General features: G+C 60.1%; 20 protein-coding genes and 1 pseudogene. 16 read left to right on the forward strand and 5 right to left on the reverse strand.

The window, feature by feature from the left end:
* Entirely contained in the window at nt 1-432 is a 432-nt protein-coding gene (locus tag P9250_RS07745; RefSeq protein WP_310392167.1) for an NUDIX domain-containing protein, read from the reverse strand.
* A 1,623-nt stretch (nt 433-2,055) separates the two neighbouring features.
* Here P9250_RS07745 and P9250_RS07750 point away from each other — a divergent pair.
* Complete coding sequence (locus tag P9250_RS07750) at nt 2,056-3,147, forward strand: lipopolysaccharide biosynthesis protein (protein WP_244832454.1); 1,092 nt, start codon at nt 2,056-2,058, stop codon at nt 3,145-3,147.
* A gap of 99 nt (nt 3,148-3,246) precedes the next feature.
* Here P9250_RS07750 and P9250_RS07755 read toward each other — a convergent pair whose 3' ends face one another.
* Nucleotides 3,247-3,915, reverse strand: coding sequence for a LuxR C-terminal-related transcriptional regulator (locus P9250_RS07755; RefSeq protein WP_309847085.1), 669 nt, complete (start codon nt 3,913-3,915; stop codon nt 3,247-3,249).
* A gap of 461 nt (nt 3,916-4,376) precedes the next feature.
* Between P9250_RS07755 and P9250_RS07760 the strand changes: the two genes are divergently transcribed.
* The 6 genes from P9250_RS07760 (at nt 4,377) to csgH (ending at nt 9,179) form a co-directional block, all read left to right on the forward strand.
* Nucleotides 4,377-5,069 (forward strand): CsgE family curli-type amyloid fiber assembly protein, encoded by a 693-nt coding sequence (locus P9250_RS07760; RefSeq protein ID WP_310392170.1) that lies wholly within the window; start codon nt 4,377-4,379, stop codon nt 5,067-5,069.
* A gap of 70 nt (nt 5,070-5,139) precedes the next feature.
* Nucleotides 5,140-5,580 carry a curli assembly protein CsgF gene (locus P9250_RS07765; protein WP_310392172.1) on the forward strand — a complete coding sequence of 147 codons (441 nt, stop codon included), beginning with the start codon at nt 5,140-5,142 and terminating at the stop codon, nt 5,578-5,580.
* Between the two features lie 90 nt (nt 5,581-5,670).
* Entirely contained in the window at nt 5,671-6,591 is a 921-nt protein-coding gene (locus P9250_RS07770; RefSeq protein ID WP_310392174.1) for a CsgG/HfaB family protein, read from the forward strand.
* Nucleotides 6,592-6,686: 95 nt separating this feature from the next.
* Complete coding sequence (locus tag P9250_RS07775; protein WP_310392176.1) at nt 6,687-7,160, forward strand: hypothetical protein; 474 nt, start codon at nt 6,687-6,689, stop codon at nt 7,158-7,160.
* Nucleotides 7,161-7,350: 190 nt separating this feature from the next.
* Nucleotides 7,351-8,685 carry a hypothetical protein gene (locus tag P9250_RS07780; protein ID WP_310392178.1) on the forward strand — a complete coding sequence of 445 codons (1,335 nt, stop codon included), beginning with the start codon at nt 7,351-7,353 and terminating at the stop codon, nt 8,683-8,685.
* Nucleotides 8,686-8,846: 161 nt separating this feature from the next.
* Nucleotides 8,847-9,179, forward strand: a complete 333-nt coding sequence (csgH, locus tag P9250_RS07785; protein ID WP_310392180.1) for a curli-like amyloid fiber formation chaperone CsgH — start codon at nt 8,847-8,849, stop codon at nt 9,177-9,179.
* A gap of 24 nt (nt 9,180-9,203) precedes the next feature.
* Here the strand turns inward: csgH and P9250_RS07790 are convergent, their stop codons facing one another.
* A complete protein-coding gene (locus P9250_RS07790; RefSeq protein WP_310392181.1) occupies nt 9,204-10,103 on the reverse strand; it encodes a LysR family transcriptional regulator in 900 nt (299 codons plus the stop codon).
* 125 nt (nt 10,104-10,228) lie between these two features.
* Between P9250_RS07790 and P9250_RS07795 the strand changes: the two genes are divergently transcribed.
* Complete coding sequence (locus P9250_RS07795; protein WP_310392183.1) at nt 10,229-10,831, forward strand: NADPH-dependent F420 reductase; 603 nt, start codon at nt 10,229-10,231, stop codon at nt 10,829-10,831.
* Between the two features lie 149 nt (nt 10,832-10,980).
* Here the strand turns inward: P9250_RS07795 and P9250_RS07800 are convergent, their stop codons facing one another.
* Nucleotides 10,981-11,403: a TetR/AcrR family transcriptional regulator C-terminal domain-containing protein gene (locus P9250_RS07800; RefSeq protein WP_310392761.1), complete on the reverse strand. Its 423-nt coding sequence runs from the start codon at nt 11,401-11,403 to the stop codon at nt 10,981-10,983.
* Between the two features lie 45 nt (nt 11,404-11,448).
* A pseudogene (locus tag P9250_RS32595) lies at nt 11,449-11,709 on the reverse strand (TetR/AcrR family transcriptional regulator); the annotation flags it as partial.
* A 103-nt stretch (nt 11,710-11,812) separates the two neighbouring features.
* On the opposite strand from P9250_RS32595, the gene P9250_RS07805 reads away from it, so the two are divergent.
* From P9250_RS07805 to P9250_RS07840, 8 genes are all read left to right on the forward strand, one after another.
* On the forward strand, nt 11,813-12,937 hold the full coding sequence (locus P9250_RS07805) for an HlyD family secretion protein (RefSeq protein ID WP_310392185.1): 1,125 nt from the start codon (nt 11,813-11,815) through the stop codon (nt 12,935-12,937).
* 1 nt (nt 12,938) lies between these two features.
* Nucleotides 12,939-14,468 (forward strand): DHA2 family efflux MFS transporter permease subunit, encoded by a 1,530-nt coding sequence (locus P9250_RS07810; RefSeq protein WP_310392187.1) that lies wholly within the window; start codon nt 12,939-12,941, stop codon nt 14,466-14,468.
* Nucleotides 14,458-15,996, forward strand: a complete 1,539-nt coding sequence (locus P9250_RS07815) for an efflux transporter outer membrane subunit (RefSeq protein WP_310392190.1) — start codon at nt 14,458-14,460, stop codon at nt 15,994-15,996. The genes P9250_RS07810 and P9250_RS07815 overlap by 11 nt, the downstream gene beginning before the upstream one ends.
* A gap of 87 nt (nt 15,997-16,083) precedes the next feature.
* Nucleotides 16,084-17,097 (forward strand): LacI family DNA-binding transcriptional regulator, encoded by a 1,014-nt coding sequence (locus P9250_RS07820; protein ID WP_310392192.1) that lies wholly within the window; start codon nt 16,084-16,086, stop codon nt 17,095-17,097.
* Between the two features lie 188 nt (nt 17,098-17,285).
* The gene (locus P9250_RS07825; RefSeq protein ID WP_310392196.1) at nt 17,286-18,239 is read left to right on the forward strand and encodes a substrate-binding domain-containing protein; all 954 of its coding nucleotides are present in this window, start codon (nt 17,286-17,288) and stop codon (nt 18,237-18,239) included.
* Nucleotides 18,240-18,264: 25 nt separating this feature from the next.
* Nucleotides 18,265-19,059, forward strand: coding sequence for an ATP-binding cassette domain-containing protein (locus tag P9250_RS07830; RefSeq protein ID WP_250527839.1), 795 nt, complete (start codon nt 18,265-18,267; stop codon nt 19,057-19,059).
* A 2-nt stretch (nt 19,060-19,061) separates the two neighbouring features.
* A complete protein-coding gene (locus P9250_RS07835; protein ID WP_310392200.1) occupies nt 19,062-20,066 on the forward strand; it encodes an ABC transporter permease in 1,005 nt (334 codons plus the stop codon).
* Between the two features lie 2 nt (nt 20,067-20,068).
* Nucleotides 20,069-21,193: a phosphotriesterase-related protein gene (locus tag P9250_RS07840; protein ID WP_310392202.1), complete on the forward strand. Its 1,125-nt coding sequence runs from the start codon at nt 20,069-20,071 to the stop codon at nt 21,191-21,193.

Below are 21,193 nucleotides of genomic sequence, written 5' to 3' on the forward strand. Positions count from 1 at the left end.
TTAAGGCTTGAAATCAGCCAGTATCACGCCGTTGCGAATATTTTCAAGCGCATGGGCTATGTAGTCGACGGTCGGCTCAGGCGGATGGTCCAGCGGCGCCCAAACAAACGCAGAACACTTGTGCGGCTCCATGTTCGCAAGGACGCCCTCCCAAGAACGACATGTCAAAAAGAAGCTTATTCGGTTCTGTTCCGAATCGCGTCGCATCACCAACTTGAAGTCGAAAGAACCTGGCGCGATGCTCACGCCGGCTTCTTCCTTCGACTCGCGGATCGCGCATTCCTCGATGGATTCCCCAGGTTCGAGATGACCGGCGACCAGCGAATACTGACCGTCTCTATGGCCAGTATTTGCGCGCTGAATGAAGAGATATTCGTTATTATCGTTCTTGAACAGGACATGTACGTCGACAACGCTTTGCATTCGGCTCATCTTTGTGCACCGTGGAAGAAGCTGATGTTCGGTTCGCGATCCTACGTCGCGAAGCGGCGAGCGCAAGTTTAAACCGCGAGGCGGCTTATTGGATATTGGCGGCGATGAATCAGGCTGATTGCGTCGAGCCTCGACGGCGACTTCGGTTGAATCCTGATCCGGCGTGCACTATGTTGGAACTCATCCTCTCAGTATTTCCCGAAGCGAGCGCACAAAGCAGCCCTGCCAATGAAGCGCGAATTAAAAAGTTGGGAATCCAAATCAGCGTGCTAAACCGTCGCGCCGGCTCTGTGACTCGACACGATCGAATCCGCGTCGGCGTTAAGCTCCTTGCGAGTGACGACAGCATGAAATCACGGTCGACGCTTTGTTCATCACGCCCTTTGTCGCCAATCGTTGGCATGTTGTTCGATAGCGGCACCTCGTGGGGTCCGGTCATGGCCGCAGGCTTTGGTGAGCCGTATCTGCGGTGGCAGTGAATTCGGGCTTTGATGAGCGTGGCGGAGTTCTCGCATCCTCACCGACTCGTGATCGGGTCGCAGGAAGGCGGCGCCCCAACGATTCAGGCGCACCCGGCCGGGAGAGGACTCCGGCATCGCGTTTGCATGACGAGATAGCACGTTTGCAGCGATGTTCACCGGTTTCCCGAGGATTGCGCTCCCTGCATGTCGAGCCTCGAACGGCCCTTTAATGCGGGTCATCCATTCAGCATGCATAGCGCATGCGATTCCACTTTGCCGTTTGCCATCACGACGCTTCGCGATGGTATCGAGAGGCCGCTAAGAAGTATCGCTTAGTTAACTTTGTTACCCAGCTTTCGAGCATCGGGATGACAGCGGACATTGCGCTTTGCTTCTAGAGTAACGCTCTAGCCGTTGCGGACGGTTGAGAGCCTGAGATTACCGGCTATCGCAAATGGCCCGGCCGAATTTCTTCCCCTAAGAAGTGCGATAAGGGTCGCTGTCTTTAGCGATCCTCTAAGCAGCTGCGCTAGCGAAACTCGTCGGCCTGTCGCGTCGATTCCATCACACATGGCAACGTCTCGCGACTCAACGCTAGCGCCTAACCCCTTTGCGCTCTCGACAGTTCTAACGGGCTACGCGTCGATCCAACGATCGCGCAATGTCGCACAACGCCTTTAAGACCAACTGCGTCCACCTTTTGCACCCCTGAAACCGCCACCATCCTTTCGAAGTGGAAACTTCATATCAATCGGTATTTGTTTCACTGCCAGGAAAAATTAACGCATTTTTTTCTTAATTTTACATTTACAGTCATCTCATAAGACGATAACCTTGCTTCCGTTCTCACCGATTCGGCACATCTTGCTTTAAACAGGAAAATCGTACAGCCGAATACGGTAATAGTTGCTACATCTTACGCGGTTTCTTGTGTCTTACGTTCGGTAGCTTCGATCGGCAGTTCCTGCAGTATCGAAAGCAATCGTTTGCTTACGTGCTGAGTACAAAGCAAGCCGCGGAAAGCCGTGACTCGTCGCGAAGTCGACGTGGTGCTACGGCGAACCTCGCAACTAGCGAACTGTGTGCTAGCTGTCGGCGGAAGTGCCGGCAACCTTTTAAACATGTGCGGGCGCTAGCCCGGCAATTAGTTATGCAAACTAACATGAATGAAAATCAGTCTTCCCATTTCCTGAAAGTTCTGTCGAAAACTAAAGCCGCAGCGCTTGCCACTGCTCTGGTCGCTTCCACGTTGCTTGCAGCTTGCGGTGGCGGCGGCGAAAGCGCAGTCGATGCCGCAGTCGACAAGTCCGCCGCCACGCCGCAATCGACCGAAAAGGCCGCAACCACCAGTTCCATCTTCTACGGCGCAAACGGCCACATCACGAACGGCGGCGCGTATGACACCACGTCGTACGCAACGCAGCTTTCGCAACTCCAAAATCTCGGTGTGAAGATTTACCGTAACGACGTGTACAGCCAGGCATCGGCGAAGGTTCTCGCCACGGTCGCAAAGCAGTTTGCGGCAGGCGGCGTACAGGTTTATCCGGTGATGCTGCTGGGCCTGAACTACAACAGCGAGCAGGCCGCCTATAACGCGGGCTACACGATGGGCCAGCAGACGGCGCAGACGTACAACTACACGTATTACGAAGTCGGCAATGAGCTCGAAGCAAACACGCTCTCTGGTAACTACGACGGCAACGTCTGGAACCATTACAGCAATCAGCCGTTCACGGTCGCACGCGGGTTGATTCGCGGCATGATCGCGGGCGTGAAGTCGGTCAATAGCTCGGCGAAGATCATCGTCGACGGCACGTGGAAGCACACCGCGTTCTTTCAGATGCTTGCGGACGGCTCGCAGCCGGACGGCACGCATGGTCACCCGACTGTCAGCTGGGACATCACGGCATGGCACTGGTACTCGGACCAGGGCGACATGACCCACGCTTGCGGCAACACAGGTTGCCATGACATCCTCGGCGTGCTGAACTCGTTTGGCAAACCGGTCTGGATCAACGAGTACGGTGTGCGTCCGACCTACGGTACGTACTCGGCAATCGCGTCGTACTTCACCGGCAGCTTGATGATGCAGCAGTTTTACAACAACGCGGCAAAGTACAACATCCAGTCGATTCAGGCTTTCGAAATGTACGACGACAGCGAAGGCGCATACGGTCTTATGACGAGCGATGGCAAGACGCAAAAGCCTGCCTTCACCGCAGTCAAGAGTTTCATTGCAAGTCACCCGAAGTAAAGCGAGTCAGAAAGGGCCTTTGGGCTCTTTCTTTTCTTGTTCGGTAAGCGTTGAGGCCCGTTCCCATTCAACCGATGGTCACGTTCACCAAGTTGCACGTTACGTCACGATGCTCGCTAGCCGCATCAATTCCGACTGACGCGAGCAGGACGTTTTCTTGAGCGTTGCGGCAAGGTGCTTGCGTACGGTCGCAATCGACACGTCAAGAATCGCTGCGCATTCATTGACGCTGTGACCGCAGATCAACTCGCACAGCATCCGCGCTTCAGCCTGCGATAAGCCCAACACACTTTGGAGTGTCGCTACCTCCGGCCGGCGAAAAATATGACGGCGCTCAATGCGCAATACCGCTCGCGGCCGTGAGGAAAGCACAAGATCGTCCGCGCGCGTGATCACCATATGCCACGCATGTCCCCAAGCTCCAGTCACGACGATCGTGCTGCACTGACCGCAAGCCAGCGTCTTCGCTACGCTAGATTTGAGTCCTTCGTAGGCCTTCGCGTTCGGATGCATGAGCTGTCCATTGCGGATAGCGAGACCACCCTGGTCTCCAAGTAGGGCCAACGCGTTCGACATCTTGCACATGACGTTCAGATCGGCATCGACGGCGACGACCGTGGTCTCTTCGTTGAACAGATAATCGACCAGCGCTGCGGCATCGCTGCTTTCGAGCGCGACGGCCTTGACCGTCCGAGCGTCCGACATCGCTTCCTGCGCGTTGATCGAAACCGCCACGTTCATCTCCGATGCCACGATACATTCCAGCATTTCATCCCCTTCGGTGTTTTTTTAGGCCGGCATTGGAGCCATCACGTTGGCACTTTTGCATCGACCAGGCAGAGGCAATTTGTATGCCAAATCCTGCGAAGCCGTGTTGGACAAGAGGTTTCCAACAAGCCGATCACCGCTAGTTGAAATCCGCACGAATTTGAACCAGGTGGACCAAAACTGTTTCAGCCACGAACGTCCCGCTTTCGGTCGCTAACGTTTGCGCAGCGGCTTTTAAGGACGATCGACTCAACCGAACGAGCGTCTCAAACGCCCGCTCACGTGCGTTCTCGTAACACCGTAACGTGTTCCCCGCGACACGAGTCGCGGAAGTTTCATGGCAGCGAGAGGTGTTCATTTGACCCATCGACATCCGCCATCGCCATCCGCCAGAATGCGTTCCATACCACTGCATCGCTTCGGCCAAACGAAGTTTGCAGGAATGACGACGAGAGGCTCGTATGCGACACGACGGCGATGCAAACAGGATCTCGACGAAGGGCGCGTGGCGCATGTCGCAGTTCTGGGTCGCGTCGATGACGTTCGTGACCACGGCCGCGCTACTCGGCAACATGGTCGATAACGCGGCATATGCTCAAGGCGCGCAGGACGCCGATTCGCCGTCGAGCGCTCATGGCTCCGCTTCGGGTAATGAAGCACGTGCGCTCGTCACGCTGCCGAACCCGCCGACGCCGAGTCCGCTTACGAGGGTCCGGCCGCAAGCGGCGTCGCCTGCACTCACCGACAGTGCGACGGTCAGCCGCCAGTCGACGATCACGGGCAGCAACACATTGCCCGCCAAGCCGGATGCCAGATCTCCACTCGTGGATACGTTTGGCGGGATCGTTACCAACGACGCGGTGACGCTGGTAGGCGAAGACTTCTATAACTTTTTTGCTCAGGCATGGACGCAGATGCCGATGAGCGAACGCTATAACGTGTCGGTCCATGAGCGTCCCTCTGCAAGATACGGCAGTCTGGTCTGGGTCGAATACGATCAGCGTCGCGTGTTTCAGGCGTTCTTGCCTATTGCCCGGGCGAACGTGCGGCCTATTGCCGAAAGCGCGGCGGCGAGCGCGTTGCAGACAGTGCTGCAGGCGGATATATCGCGCCTACTGTTTCATGAAGCCGATCTCGCATCGGATGAAATGTAAGTCGCGGCATAGGGTAGCAGAAAGACAAAGACAGCATTCAAACGATAAAAGAGAGTTCGAGGAAATCGGGATGACTAACCAAAAGACCTTCACGCGGATATTGCTTACCGCCATTGCCAACGCGGGACTGATCGGCGGAGCGTATGCCTCGCCGCTGGTGTACGAGCCCATCAATCCGACCTTCGGCGGGAATCCCGCGAATGGTCCTGTTCTCATGGATCAGGCGACCGCACAGAACAAGCATCAGGACCCGAGTCTGGCGAGCCTGACCAGTTCGCAGTCCACGCTCGATCAATTCAACAGTCAGTTGCAGCAGGCCATTCTGTCACGCGTGGCGAGTTCGGTCACGAGTTCGATCGTGGGCACGGATGGATCGCTCAAGCCAGGCACCATCAACACGGGCAACTTCTCGATCAACATCGCGCAGATAGCGAACGGCAATCTGCAAGTGACGACGACCGACAAGTCCTCGGGTGCTTCAACGACTTTCGTGGTGAGCGGCGGCCAGTAACGCAGCCTTCGCCAAATGCTGGAGCGAGGGCTGCGACCAGCCGTCATCCAGATCGATACCAACAAGAAACAGCAATACACGGGGAATATCATGAACCGATTTGCACTCCGGGCAACGCTCGCGTTCGTCAGCGCCGCCGTGCTCACGCTCTCGGGCTGCGCGGTATCGCCGCAGAATGTGGCGGGCAACGCGACGCTCACGCCGCCCACGCGCGTGACCCGCGACCTCGTGCATCTGCCGCCGCCCAAGGGCCGCGTTCTCGCTGCCGTCTATGGCTTTCGTGATCTGACCGGCCAGTACAAGCCGTCACCCGACAGCTCGTTTTCATCGCAGGTTACGCAAGGTGGAGCGTCGTTCCTCGTTGCCGCCATGCGCGATTCCGGCTGGTTCACGCCGGTCGAGCGCGAGAATCTTCAGGACCTGCTGACCGAACGCAAGATCATGCGCGCGCTCGAAACACCGGACGACAAGAACCGCGTTATTCCGCAGATCGGCGCGTTGGCGCCGGCCAGCATCATCCTCGAAGGCGGGATCGTGGCGTACGACTCGAATGTGAAGACCGGCGGCGCGGGCGTGGCGTATCTCGGGATCAGCGGCTCGCAGCAATATCGCGTGGATCAGGTGACCGTGAACTTACGCACCGTCGATATACGCAACGGGCAAATCCTGAATAGCGTCTCGACGACCAAAACCATCTACTCGTATCAAGTGGATGTCGGCGTCTACAAGTTCGTTGGCTTCAAGGATCTGCTCCAGGCTGAAGCAGGCTTGACGCGCAATGAGCCGGCGCAGTTATGCGTCAAGGAAGCGATCGAATCCGCAGTGGTTCATCTGATCGTGCAGGGACTGAAGAACCAGACTTGGGCGCTCAAGGACGACAAGGACTGGTACGACCGGACAGTTCAGCGTTATCTGCAGGAAAACCAGAACTACGTCGCGGATATGGACAAGGTCAACACCTCGTATGACCCGACGAAGGTCGAACCGGAAAAGGCATCGTCGGGCGGTTGATTCCGGCGCACGCGATTAGTAGCTCGCATCAGGAGCCGTAAATGAAGAACCAAAGAATCAAGAAGTCGCTCGCTTATAAAATATACGGAATGCTTATGATTGTTGCGTCGACCGCGAGTGCCGCTGACCTGTCCTTCATCTCGGATTTCGGTGCAGGGGAGCCGGCTTTCACGGTGAGCCGCCAAAGCGCGACGGTGAATCAGACGGGTTCAGCGAACATGGTGCAGGCCCGGCAAACCGGCGTCAACGCGATCACCATCAATCAGATTGGCGTGGCGAACGTGGCGGCGTCGCAGCAAACCGGGACGCAGAACTGGCAGTCGCTCGTGCAGTCAGGTAACGGCAATCAGTATGTCGGCGTGCAATCGGGGTCATACAACACGGCCAGCGTGACGCAACGAGGCAATAGCGACTACGCGTCGGTTACGCAATACGGGTCTCGCAACGACGCATCGGTGGCGCAACGCGGCAACGGTAATCAGGCAACCATCATTCAAGGAGGCGCCGGCAGCGGCATTCAGGTCCAGCAAACGGGTAACGGAGCAAAAGCGTTGGTGATCGCCCGATAAGCATACAACAACGAGCAACGAATCAAGGAGCAGCCATTCGATGAAACGACGAGTGAAGTAGCGGCAGCAGCAGGGGAAAGGCGGCAAGTGCACACCATGAAAATGCCAAGCAGGCCGGACCACTGAAAAGAAAGCAAAAGCACAAGCACGAAACCATCGTTCACTGGTTCATATAAGGGGTTGACCAATCATGAAGATCAAAGCATCCGTCGTTGCAATGGGGTTTCTGGCACTGGCCTCGTCGAGCGTGTTCGCCGAAGCCATCAACAACACCGTCACCGTGACCACGACCGGTACATACAACAATGCATTGGTTGACCAGAAGGACACGAACGGCGATAACGTCGCAATATCGCAGCAGGGCGGCCTTATCGCGGCCGGCAACCGCGCGAGTGTCACCGAATCGAGCTCACGCGACAACAAAGTTGTAATCAACCAGTCGAGTGTGCTGAACAACGCATCGGTCAATACGAGCGGCGGTGCGGGCAATGCGACGAACATCGATCAGAGCGGTGTGCTGACCGCCGCCAAGGCGTCGGTCGTGCAGACGGGCGAAGTGCAGAACAAGGTCAACATCACGCAGACCGGCTTCGTGAGTGGTTCGACCGCCAACGTGAACTCGAACAATGGCACCGGCAACACGACTTCGATCTATCAGACCGGTGTGAATTCGGCGAGTGTTGCGCAGAATGTCGGTTCGGATAACACGACGATCATCAGCCAGACCGGCGCGCTTGGCGTGGCATCGGTGGGCCAGGCTTCGTCGTCGGGTAACAACACGAATGTGCAGCAAGATGGCGCCAGCGGCAACGCAACGGTCTCTCAGACGCTCGGCTACGACAACACCACGAACATCGCGCAGCATGGCTCGCTGGAGACGGCAACGGTCTCGCAACTCGGCGCGCTCGGCAACACGACGCAGATTCTGCAAACCGGTCCGAGCAACACGGCAAACGTCGCACAGACTTTGTCGGCGGCCAACCTGACTTCCATCTCGCAGACCGGCTCGAATAACGACGCGGCCGTCTCGACGATGCTTGCGCTAGGCGGCAACGTCACGGTGTCGCAGATGGGCTCGAAGAGTCAGGCCTCGGTTTCGCAGGTGAGCGAAGCAGGTTCGAGCGCGACCGTGTCGCAAAGTGGCTCAGGCGTGAACAATGTCAGTACGTTGCAGCAAAACGGCAGCGGCAACGAGATCACGTCGACCCAGGTTTCGACTGGCACGGCCGTCAACACGGCGGGCCTTTCGCAAGTCGGCGCATTCGGCTCGAAGCTCGATCTGCTCCAGCATGGCAGCGGCAACAATGCGGTGGCGTATCAGGCCGGGATGGAAGAAACGCTGCTGGCATCGCAAGATGGCGTGAGCAACGAGTTGTACTCGTCGCAATCGGGCAGCGGCAACCGCATTGCATCGACGCAAGTTGGCGGAAGCAATTACGCATCGGTCACGCAAGCCGGTTCAGGCAACATCGCCACCGTGACGCAAACAGGCATCCACAACTCGACGACGATCGCTCAGCACTAAGGGGCGTAGTTAAGATCGTTGTATGGGTTCGACTCGAACGGCCGAGCCCCCGGCCGTTTGATCGATGCTTTCCTTCACCCCGCGTGGTGCCGGTCGATATTCACAGCCACCACGCCGGGTGCTTTTCCATTCAGACGCGCTTTGCCTGAGAGGAGCCAATCATGATCGCGTTCTCCGATGTCGCCGTGTCCTTCGATGTCACTTCCGCCAACGGTTCGATCCGCGTCGCTCCGTACGTCGTCAGCGTGTACGACACCGGCCTCGACTACGACTTGCACGTGCTCAAGTCGGGCGCGTCGGGCACGTCGAACGTGTCGCAGTCGGGCAGTTTGCACTTGCGCGGCGGCGAGAGCCGAGCGGTCTCGACGCTTGCCGTGTCATCGGCGAAAGGGGAGGCTTGCAAGGTCAGCATCACGTTGATGCAGGCCGGGCGTGTGATCCGTACGGTCAGCACGGATTGCGGAACTGGCAGCGCTTACCAGGCGACTCGTTGAAAGCCCGAGCGGCCGTTTGAACCATCAACTTTGCCACTGAGTCTTCAATCGTTCGATGAACCATTTGCCTGCCGGTCCGGGCGGCTGCGAAGGCTGCTGAAAGATGGACATCGTCAAAAGCCAGCCGCTGGGCGGCATCTCGTCCGTATCGAGAACAACCAGCGTCCCTGCGGCGATGTCTTTTTCGACCATATGCAAGGGCATGCCTCCCCAGCCCACGCAGTCCTTTAGAAACGCATATTTGGTCGACAAATCCGCCAAGCGCCAGGTCGAAGCGGAGGCCACGCCGAAGTCGCGACCTGCCGTGAGATCGGATCTGTCGGTCAGCACCAGTTGAACGTGGCGGCCAAGCTCACGCCGTGTTATTCGGCGACCGATGGCTGCAAGCGGATGCTGCGCCGAAGCCACCGCGACCACGGGCACGTCGCCGAGCCGCTCGCTCGTCAGCGATGAAAATGCCTGTGGCAGCGGCGGTAGTATGCCGAGACTGCATCGGCCGCCGAGAACGGGTAGATAAGCCGCTCCCAGTCCTTCGACGAAGAGACGTAGCGGCGTCAGTGGAAACTGCTCGGCGAAGGCCTTTGCGACTGCACTGATCACGTCAGTCGGGAAGAAAACGTCGACCACTACCGAGAGTTCGGCTTCCACGCCCGATGTCATGAGCCTCGCACGCGCCTTCAACGCATCCACCCCGGCGACGATATTGCGAGCGTCCGCGAGCAACAACGCGCCCTCTGGCGTGAGCTTCGGGAATCGTCCAGAGCGCTCGAAAAGAATGACGCCCGTTTGATCTTCCAATCCTCCGACCCAGCCACTTACCGCCGACTGAACGCGATTGAGTTTTCGCGCCGCCGCCGAAAAGCTGCCCTCATCCACGGCGGCGATAAAGGTTCTGAGTTGGTCCAGCGATATTCCATCGAGCATGGCGGCTATCCATCTCCGAGCGTGATGGATTGTATCTCGATATGCCGTCTTCCCAGATCGTTCACGCACTGACACGATCTACTTAAGCAACGACGTACTCGTGACCAACCAAAAAAGGAATTCTCATGACTTATTCGATCATCGGGAGCGGCAGCGTAGGCGCCGCGATTGCCCGTCAATTCGCTCGCAGCGGCATCACGGCAGGCGTCGCGAACACGCGCGGGCCGGAATCCATCGCACCTATCGCGCAAGAGCTCGGCGACAAGATCGTACCTATGACGTTGCAGGACGCGCTCAAGGCCGACGTGATCATTCTCGCGGTTCCGTTCTGGGCGCATCGCGATGTCGCCAAGGCTATGGCTAGCTGGCAAGGCAAAGTCGTCATCGACGCCACCAATGCCTATGGCGTGCCGCTAAACGGACTGGACGATCTGCCTTCCTCGGCGGTCGTGGCGAAGGCGCTGCCGGGCGCGCATTTGGTCAAGGCGTTCAACCATCTGCCCGCGCGCCTGCTTGCGCAGGAACCCGCGACTTCAGCGGGACGCCGAGTGCTCTTTTTATCGAGCGATGATGAGGGCGCCAATGCAACCGTCGCGGCGCTCGTCGAACGGCTCGGTTATGCGCCGGTCAGTCTCGGCAAGCTCGCCGAAGGCGGACAACTCGTGCAGGCCCGTGACAAGCATTGGGCGGCGTTGATCTTTCAGGACCTGTTCAAGAAGGAGCAATGAGCCCTGTACGATCATGTCATCGGACCCAAGCCGTATGACCGGGGAAGGTCGGCTATCCGTGCGCTCAATGACATATAAAGGCGCCGCTTGAAGTCGTGTGAAAGTTGCTCGTCGATGCAAAGCAGGGGTCGAGCGACTACTGCGTGCCTCTATAAGAACGCATTCAGCGCACCCGCCGCGACGAATACAGCGATAGTCCGCTTGACATGCGAGCGGATCTCGTTGCGAAGATCATCGAGGTTTTCATCCATCAATGCTCTCATGAGCATGGGCGGAACGATTGCATCGAGCATCTGAGTAGCGATGATCAACGCATTGCGCTTGATGGCAGCGCGCGCACTGGCGTCGCGCGCAATTTGCGAATGTTCCGCCATCAAGCTCGCTACCGCGTCGATGCCGCGCAGGCGCCCCGCCTCGCGTGTCATTTTCGCCAGCGACGGAAATCGCGGCGCGTCCGCTACCACCACTCTGATCAACCCGATCACCTCGTCGTCGAGCAAGCGTGTGACGAGCGCGCGCGTCACCCCTTCAAGTTGCTCGACGAGAGCAGAGGATTGCGGCGCCTCGAACACGGGACGCAAGCACCGCTCACAATTTCGTTTGACCACTTCGGCGAAGAGCGCTTCCTTGCTCGGATACCGACTGTACAACGTTGCCTTGCCTGCGCCCGCCGCCTCGGCGATGCGCTCCAGCGACGCTCCAGCGAAACCCTGCTGCAGAAAGACGGTACTCGCCGCGTCCAGAATGCGCTCTTCCACATCGCCTGCCATCGCGTTGGACGGACGGCCTTTCTTGCGCGAGAACATGGCTCCTATGGGGCATAGGGAGGCATGTCCGTTGCCATCTTTCATCGTGCGTTTCACGGCTGATCCTTGCATAAATCTCCAGCGCAAGATTAACACAGACGCCGCTTATTAAAAAAAGAACGATACCGTTCCGTTCTATTGTAGAATGCATCTCAATATTGGTTGGGAGAGTGCAATGGCCGGAAGTGAAAGCGAAGATAGCAAGCCCTCCGGCGATGCCGGAGAAGGCGACCGCGAGCAAGCCGACAAGAAGCCGGGCGAGGAAACGTCCAAGCCGATGAGCCCGAAGCGCAAGCGCATGAATGCCTTCATCGGCGGAACGGTATTACTGATTTGTGTGGCTGGAGGCGTTGCGTACTGGCTCCATAGCCGGCACTACGAGAGTACCGACGACGCGTTCATCGACAGCAATCAAAGCCAGATTGCATCGCAGGTGAACGGTCGCGTGATCGAATTGCTGGTGGCGGATAACCAGCACGTCGAAAAGAATCAGCCGCTCTTGCGCATCGATCCACGCGACTTCGAAGTGAAGCTCGAACAAGCCGAGGCACAGGAAGCCAATGCCGTTGCGCAAGTTGCGCAGGCGCATGCCGACCTGCGGTATCAGCAAGCCAATCTCGCGCAGCAGACCGCGCAGGTGCGCGTCGCGCAGGCCGATCTACTGCAGGCGCAACAGGATCTCGCGCGCTATACGGGCACGGACCCGGCCGCCATCACGCGTCAGCAACTCGAACAGAGTCAGGCGACCACCAAGAGCGCGCTCGCGAGGCTCGATAGCGCGAAGCAGGCCGTTCAGGCGGGCGAAGCGCAGGTCGCGTCGCAACGTACCAAGATCGACGCCGCTCAGGCATCGGTGCGTCAGACGCATGCGGATGTCGATAACGCGAAGCTGCAATTGAGCTACACGGAAGTCGTCGCACCGCAGGCAGGGAAGGTGACGCGCCGCACCGTGAACCTTGGCAACTACGTGACGCCCGGACAGGCGCTCGTTGCAGTGGTGCCCGACGAGATGTGGGTCACCGCGAACTTCAAGGAAACGCAGCTCGTTCACATGAACGTGGGACAACCCGTGGATGTCACCGTGGATGCTTATCCGGACAAGGTTCTCCATGCGCATGTCGAGAGTCTGCAACGCGGTACGGGCTCAGTGTTCAGCAGCCTGCCTGCGGAAAACGCCACGGGCAATTACGTGAAAGTGGTGCAGCGTCTGCCCGTGAAGATCGTCTTCGATGGCGACGACTGGCGCAACATGCCGCTCGCGCCGGGTCTCTCCGTCAGTCCGCGCGTGACGGTACGTTGACATGGCCGCTACGCACGCAGTATTGCCGAGGTCGGCGGCGGGGCCCTTCAATCCGTGGCTCATCGCGGTCATCGTGTCGATTGCCACCTTCATGGAAGTGCTCGACACGACCATCGCGAACGTGGCGCTCAGGCATATCGCGGGCGGACTCGGTGCGAGTCTCGACCAGAGCACGTACATCACGACGAGCTACCTGGTGAGCAACGCAATCGTCTTGCCTATCAGCGGATGGCTTGCGAACGTGATCGGGCGCAAGCGCTTCTACATGATCTGCGTGTTCCTGTTCACGGTCAGTTCGGTGGCGTGCGGCTTCGCCACCTCGCTGCCGATGATGATCGTCTTTCGCGTGCTGCAAGGACTGGGCGGTGGCGGTCTCGCGCCGGTCGAGCAGAGCATTTTCGCGGACACGTTCACACCGGACAAGCGCGCGATGGCGTTTGCGCTGTATGGCTTTACGGTCGTCACGGCGCCCGCCATCGGACCGATGCTTGGCGGCTGGATCACCGAGAACTATTCGTGGCACTGGGTGTTCCTCATCAACCTGCCGGTGGGGATGGTGTCGCTCGTCCTGACGTGGATGTTCGTAAGCGACAGCAAGCTCGTTCAGCAAGAGCGTCGCGCGCTGCTCGACCGAGGCTTGCGCATCGACTATCTCGGCTTCTTTCTGGTGGCGGTCGGCTTCGGCTGCCTGCAGATCGTGCTGGATAAATTCGAGCGCGAGGACGGGTTCTCGTCGAACTTCATCTGCTCGTTCGCGGCGGTTGCATGCGTCGCATTGGTGGCGCTGGTCATTCGTGAACTGACGACCGCGCAACCAATCGTGAACTTGCGGCTTTTCAAGTCGCGCGCATTCGCCATCAGTTGCGGCGTCATGTTCGCGTTCGGGTTCATCATCAACAGCACGACGCAGATTCTGCCGCAATTCACGCAGGAACTGCTTGGCTACGATGCCACCAACGCCGGCCTCACACTTGGCCTGGGTGGTCTCGTCACGTTGTTCTTCATGCCCGTGGCGGGCATCGTGACCGGGCGCGTGTTCCAGCCCAAATGGCTCGTGATGATGTCGCTTGCGGGCACGGGCGTCGCGTTACTGCATTCGGCGGGTCTCGATCTGAACATCGGCTTCTGGGATGTCTCGTTGTCGCGGCTTTATCAGGTCATCTGGCTGCCGTTCCTCTTCATTCCGCTGTCGACCGTGCAGTTCATCGGCATTCCGCCGGAAGAGAACAACAACGCATCCGCGCTCATCAACATGATGCGCAATCTCGGCGGCAGCTTCGGCGTGTCGCTCGTGACGACGCAACTGGCGTGGCGCGATCAGTTTCATCATGCACGGCTCGCCGAGCACATCACGCCGTATAACGGCTTCGTGAATGCGCTCGGCTCCATCGCCGGACGGGTCGAGCAACAGGCGTCCGTCATGAGTTATCTCGACGTGTTCATCATGCTCGGCGTCATATCACTCGTGCTGTGTCCCGTCTGTATCTTGTTGCCGAAGCTGCCGAAGGGGGCACAAGTCAATGCGCATTGATTATCGATGGATTCCGTTTGTCGCTTTCCTGTCGGCCTGCACGGTCGGCCCGAATTTTCAGCGTCCTGCATTGCAGACACCGGCGCCGTGGCCCGAAACGCAGTCCACGAGCGAGGCTAACCGGTCGGTCGCGGTGCCCGAACCTGTCGATCCGCAATGGTGGAACAGCTTCGGCGATCCCGTGCTGACCGAGCTCGTCACGCGCGCGATGGACAGCAATCTCGACATCAAGGTCGCGGCGGCGCGGCTCCTGGAGTCGCGTGCGCAGCTTGGCCAGACGAAGGCCGACGAGCTTCCGACGCTCAACGGCAACGCTTCCTACACGCGCGAGCTGCAGAGCGCCGATGGCGTCATCGGCTTGCTGGGCGGCGGCGGGTCATCGGCCACGGATACGAACGGGCTCGGCGGACGGCAAGGCGGTGTCCCGACGTCGAGCGCGGCGCAAAACGCACTGCCGCCGTTCAATTTGTATCAGTATGGTTTCGATGCATCGTGGGAACTCGACCTCTGGGGCCGCGTGCGACGCACGACGGAAAGCGCGAGCGCCACGGTCGAAGCGCAGAACGAGGCGCGGCACGATGCGATCGTCTCGACCGCCGCCGAAGTCGCGCGCGATTATCTGAATCTGCGTGGGACGCAGGAAAAGCTGCGTATTACGCGAGAGAATCTGGCGTTTGCAGAGCGTACCGTGCAACTCACGGAGGAGCGCGCGAAGCATGGACTCGCTACCGATCTCGATGTCGCCAATGCGCAGAGCCAGGCCGAATCGAATGCCGCGGATATTCCGCAGGAAGAGCAGCAGGAAGCGAAGCTGATCAATGCCATCGGCGTGCTGCTTGGCGAGTATCCGCAAGCGCTTGCGGCGAAGCTGTCGCCGCCATCCGCCGTGCCGATGGCGCCGCCGCGCGTGCCGGTCGGGCTTTCATCGGAACTGGCGCATCGGCGGCCGGATATCCGCGAGGCGGAGGCGCAGCTTCATGCGGCAACGGCGAGCATCGGCGCGGCGAAGGCGGACTTCTTCCCCAAGATCACGCTGTCGGGAAGCGTCGCCATTCAGGCTACGCAATTCACGAATCTCGGTAGTTGGGGCGCGCGCAGCTACAGTGCGGGGCCAAGTCTTTCGCTTCCCATCTTCGAGGGTGGCCGCTTGCGTGCGACGCTCGCGTTGCGGGAAGCTCAGCAACAGGAAGCGGCGATCACGTACCGCAAGACCGTGCTGTCGGCATTCCAGGAAGTGGATGACGCGCTGACGGGATTCGCCGCCGAACAGCGCCGCCGCGATCGCCTGGAGGCAAGCGTGCAAGCGTCCAAACGCGCGCTCGACATTGCAAACAAGCGCTACATTCGTGGCCTGTCGAGCTACCTCGACGTGTTGACGGCACAAAAGGCGTTGCTCACCGCCGAGCAGCAATGGGTCGACAGCACCGCGACGGTATCGACGAATCTCGTCGCGTTGTACAAGGCGCTCGGCGGCGGCTGGGATACGCAAGACGGCGCGTATGCGGCGCTTCCCGCCAAGCAGGAATAAGGCGCACAAGCGCGCGTTCGCGATGCCTCGATGACGGCTTGCGCGAGAACGAGGCTACACTCAGGCTTTTCCAAGCCGGAACGCGCTGTGCCCAAAGTGTCCACGATTCGCGAAGTGGCGGAACATGCCAAGGTCTCGAAGGCGACCGTATCGCGCTACCTGAACGGCAGCCTCGCGTTGCCGCCGGACACAGCCGAACGCATCGACGCCGCCATCGCGGCGTTGAAGTACCGGCAAAACAGCCTTGCTCGGCGCCTGAGCCTCGGCAGCAGCGAGACTATCGGCTTGGCCATGCCGGACGTGGCGAATCCTTTCTTCGCGGAGATCGCCGACGAAGTCGAGCTGGCCGCTTCCGAGCATGGCTACGGTCTGTCCTTGTGCATCACGCGCAACCAGTTCGCTCGCGAATCGCTGTATGTCGGCTGGCTCGACATCCAGCATCTCGACGGCCTGATCCTCGTCTCCAACCGTCCCGACGACGGCACGCTGCGCACGCTCATCGGCACGCGCGGCAATATCGTCCTGATCGATGAAGACGTGCCGGGCGCGGACGTGCCCAAAGTGCTCGTCGATAACGTGCAGGGCGGCTATCTCGCCACGCAGCATCTGATCGAGGCGGGGCATCGGCGCATTGCTCATATCAGCGGCCCGCTCGGTCTTTTTACCGTGCAGGAGCGTTGCGAAGGGTATCGACGGGCGTTGGCGCAGGCGAATATCGAATTCGATGAAACGCTCGTTTGTTTCGGCTCGTACGAGCGCGAGTTCGGCGCGACGGCGCTCGGCCGTCTGCTTGCGCTGCCGTCGCCGCCCACGGCGATTTTCGCGGCGAGCGATTACCTCGCGGTCGGCCTGCTCGAAGCGCTGCGCGATCGACGCATCGACGTGCCGCGCGATATGTCGATCGTCGGCTTTGACGACATGGAGTTTGCGAGCCTGCTGATGCCGCCCATCACGACGCTTCGGCAGTCCGCGCGCGATCTCGGCCGCACGGGCGTCGAGTTGCTGCTTGCGCGTCTCTCGGGCGGCGGACCGTCCGCCGTGCGGCGGCTGCCCGTGAGTCTGATCGAACGCGCGTCCGTCGCGCCGCCACGTTTGCGCTGAACTCGGCGTCAACGCCCCTCCACGCAAATTCTAATTTTGACCGGTTGACACGAAAGGGGCGTCGGCCGTAGCCTAAGTAAACCGGTTTACAAAGCGGCGCGTTTTCATCCGCGCCCTCTGAAGTTTCAACCATGCCAGGACCAGCCGACGAGTCGCTCGTTCTGCGCCTTTGCGATGGAGGAGCTGTGATGAACGCCATGCTGTCACGCCGGATCATGTCCGCGGTCGCCGTGATGTCCGCCGGATCGCTGATTGCACTATCGGGCGGCGCGCACGCCGCCGACAAGAAGAAAATCGCGCTGGTCCAGATCAATCAGGAAGCGCTCTTCTTCACCCAGATGGATGAGGGCGCGCAAAAGGCCGCGAAGGCCGCGGGTGCGGACCTCGCCATCTTCAATTCGAACAATGACCCGAACGCGCAGAACAACGCCATCGAGACATACATCCAGCAGAAGGTGGATGCGCTTCTCGTGGTCGCCATCGACGTGAACGGGATCAAGCCGGCGATTGCCGAAGCAAAGAAGGCCGGCATTCCGGTCGTCACCATCGACGCTATCGTGAACGGCGATAACGACGTGCAAGTCGGTGTCGACAATCTCAAGGTCGGCAAGGACATCGGCACCTACACGGCCGATTACGTCAAGAAGTCGCTTGGCGGCAAGGCAAGCGTGGGCGTGGTCGGTGCGCTGAATTCGTACATTCAGAACGTGCGTCTGGACGGCTTCAAGTCCGGTCTCGCGGGCGCGCCCAATGCGAAGATCGTGTCCACGGTCGATGGCCAGAACGTGCAGGATCAGGCGCAGACGGCCGCCGAAAATCTCATCTCCGGCAACCCGAACATGCAGGTCGTTTATGCAACCGGCGAACCGGCCTTGATCGGTCTCGTGGCCGCCGTGTCGGCGCAAAGCGCGACGGATCGCGTCAAGATTTTCGGCTGGGACTTGAGCGCGCAGGCCATCAAGGGCATCGATCAGGGCTTTGTCGTGGCCGTGGTGCAGCAGGACCCGGAAGGCGAAGGCAAGGCGGCCGTCAACGCCGCGCTCAAGCTGATCGCGAAGCAACCGGTCGAGAAGAACATCTCCGTTCCGGTGACCATCGTCACCAAGGCGAACGTGGCGAAGTATCGCAGCGTGTTCAAGTAGGCCGCGTCCAAACCGGGAGAGCCTCATGTCGAGTGTGGACACAGGCGCGCCGCTGCGTGTGCGGATGCGCGGCATCACCAAGCAATACGGCGCGATACAGTCGTTGCGCGGCGTGAATCTCGATGTCGCGCCGGGCGAAGTGCTGGGCCTCGTCGGCGACAACGGCGCGGGTAAATCGACGCTGTCGAAAGTGCTGTCGGGTGCGGTCGTGCCCGACAGCGGATCGATCGAGATCGACGGCAAGACGGTCCATTTCGACAATCCGGGCGATGCCCGCACGCATCGCATCGAGATGGTCTATCAGGACCTGTCCTTGTGCGATACGGTCGATGTCGCGGGCAATCTGTTTCTCGGCCGCGAGCCCATGCGCCGCGTGCTCGGCATGCCGATTCTCGATCACGCGAAGATGCATCGCGATGCACGTTCCATGCTGGACGGGCTCGGCATCCGCATTCCGGACACGAAACTCGACGTGGAAAATCTGTCGGGCGGACAGCGTCAAGCCATCGCCATTTCGCGCGCGGTTTCGTTCGATCCGAAAGTGCTCATCATGGACGAGCCGACTGCCGCGCTCGCGGTCGCGGAGGTCGAAGCGGTGCTCGATGTCGTGCGAACCGTAAGCGCGCGCGGCGTCAGCGTGATTCTCATCAGTCATCGGCTGCAGGACCTGTTTCTGGTCTGCGACCGCATCACGGTGATGTACGAAGGCACCGCCATCGCGGACCGGCCTATCGGCGAGACGAATCTGCAGGAGATCGTCGATCTGATCGTCGGGCACAAATTCAACGCGCGCTCCGCGCGTCCACACGCCGAACATTGATCATGGGTACCACCGTGTCCTCCGAATCTTCCGCACGGCGCGCGCTTTCGCTGTCGCACCGGCTGGGCCATCGTGCAGGCGTCGCGAGCATCGCGGCCTTCTTCGCGATCTGCGTCGTGGCGTTCAGCATCGCCACCGACACTTTTCTCACCACCGGCAATCTCCTTAACGTGCTGCGTCAGAGTGCGCCGTTGCTGATCGTCGCCACGACGATGACGCTTGTCATCACCACCGCGGGCATCGACCTTTCGGTGGGCTCGACGCTCGCGTTCGTCGGCGCGCTCGCGGCCATCGCGTTGCACGCGGGCATGCCGGATACGCTCGTTCTGATCGGCGGCCTCGTGCTCGGCGGGGTCATCGGGCTCGCGAACGGCTACTTCATCGCGATCGCGGGCATGCCCGCGTTCATCGTCACGCTTGGCACGTTGTCGATCGTGCGCGGTGCGGCGCTTCTCATCACGCAAGGCTATTCCGTGCCCGTGGATGGCAACGGCTGGTTCGTCGCGCTCGGCCGCGAGTGGTTCCTGGGACTTCCGCTGCCCGCCGTGATCGCGGTGGCCGTGATGCTCGCCGGATGGGTCGTGCTGCGTCATACGCGCTTCGGGCGCTACATCATCGGGATCGGCACGAACGCGGAAGGCGTGCGGCGCGCGGGCGTCGATACACGCGGCGTCATCATCAAGGTGTATGTGCTGAGCGGCATCGCGGCGGGGCTCGCCGGGCTCATTACGACCGCGCGGCTCACGAGCGGTTCGTCGAATCAGGGCGTCGGCTTCGAGCTCGCGGTGATCGCGGCGGTCGTGCTCGGCAGCACCAATCTGTTCGGCGGCCGCGGCACCATTCTGGGCACGCTCCTCGGCGCGCTGACCATTGCCGTGCTCGGCAACGGGCTGATTCTGGTTCACGTGTCGCCGTTCTATACGCAGATCATCCAGGGGGCCATCATGCTGTTCGCGATCTGGCTGAACACGCGCATCTTTTCCGCCCGGCGTGGAAAGAAGGGCTGAGCATGATGTCGACGAAACCCGTATTCGGTCATCCGGCGACGCTGCCCATAGGTGTCGGCAGCGGCCACGTAATGACGGTGCTCGGTCCGCTACCGGTCGAGCAAATGGGCATCACGCTGATGCACGAGCATATTCTGGTCGATGCCTCCGGCAAATGGGTCGCGCCCGCCTGTTGCGGCGAGCGGCATATCGGCGAGCAGAAGGTGCATGTCGGCATTTTGGGCGCGCTGCGCATGAATCCGCTCATGAACCGCGACAACTGCCAGCTATTCGATGCCGATGCCGCCACCGAGGAACTGATGAAGTTCCGCGAATTGGGTGGCCAGACGGTGGTCGATCCGACCAACCTCGGCATTGGCCGCGATCCGCTCGCGCTGCAGCGCATTTCGCGGCGCACGGGGCTCAACATCGTCATGTCGACGGGCTTTTATCTGGAGCCTTCGCATCCGGCGTACGTGCGCGAGCGTTCCATCGACGAACTCGCCGCGCAGATGATCTTCGACGTGGGCGGCGCCGAGCGCAAGCCAGATGTGATCGCGGGGCTCATCGGCGAAATCGGCGTGTCGGCGGCGTTCACGGCGGAAGAAGAGAAGTCGCTGCGCGCGGCGGCTCGCGCGAGCGCCGCCACGCGCGTGCCGCTTTCGGTGCATCTGCCAGGATGGGTGCGGCATGGACATCGCGTGCTCGATATCGTCGAGCGCGAGGGCGCCGATCTCGCGCATACGGTGCTTTGTCACATGAACCCGAGCCACGCGGATATCGATTATCAGCATTCCATCGCGCGGCGCGGTGCGTGGCTCGAATACGACATGATCGGCATGGACTACTACTACGCCGACGAAGACGCGCAATCGCCGTCCGATGAAGAGAACGCGCGCGCTATCCGCGCGCTCATCGATGCGGGGTTCATCGGCAATCTGCTGCTCTCGCAGGACGTGTTCCTCAAGATGATGCTCACGCGCTACGGCGGCTTCGGCTACGGCTATATCCTCGAACACTTCGTGCCGAGACTCAGACGCCACGGCGTGAGCGACGCGCAGATCGAAACCATGCTCGTGACCAATCCCGCTCGCGTGTTCTCGGCGGCGGCATCTGGCGTGACGAGCCGTCGTGTTCAAGGAGATTGA

This window comes from Caballeronia sp. LP006 (assembly GCF_031450995.1).
Classification (GTDB): domain Bacteria; phylum Pseudomonadota; class Gammaproteobacteria; order Burkholderiales; family Burkholderiaceae; genus Caballeronia.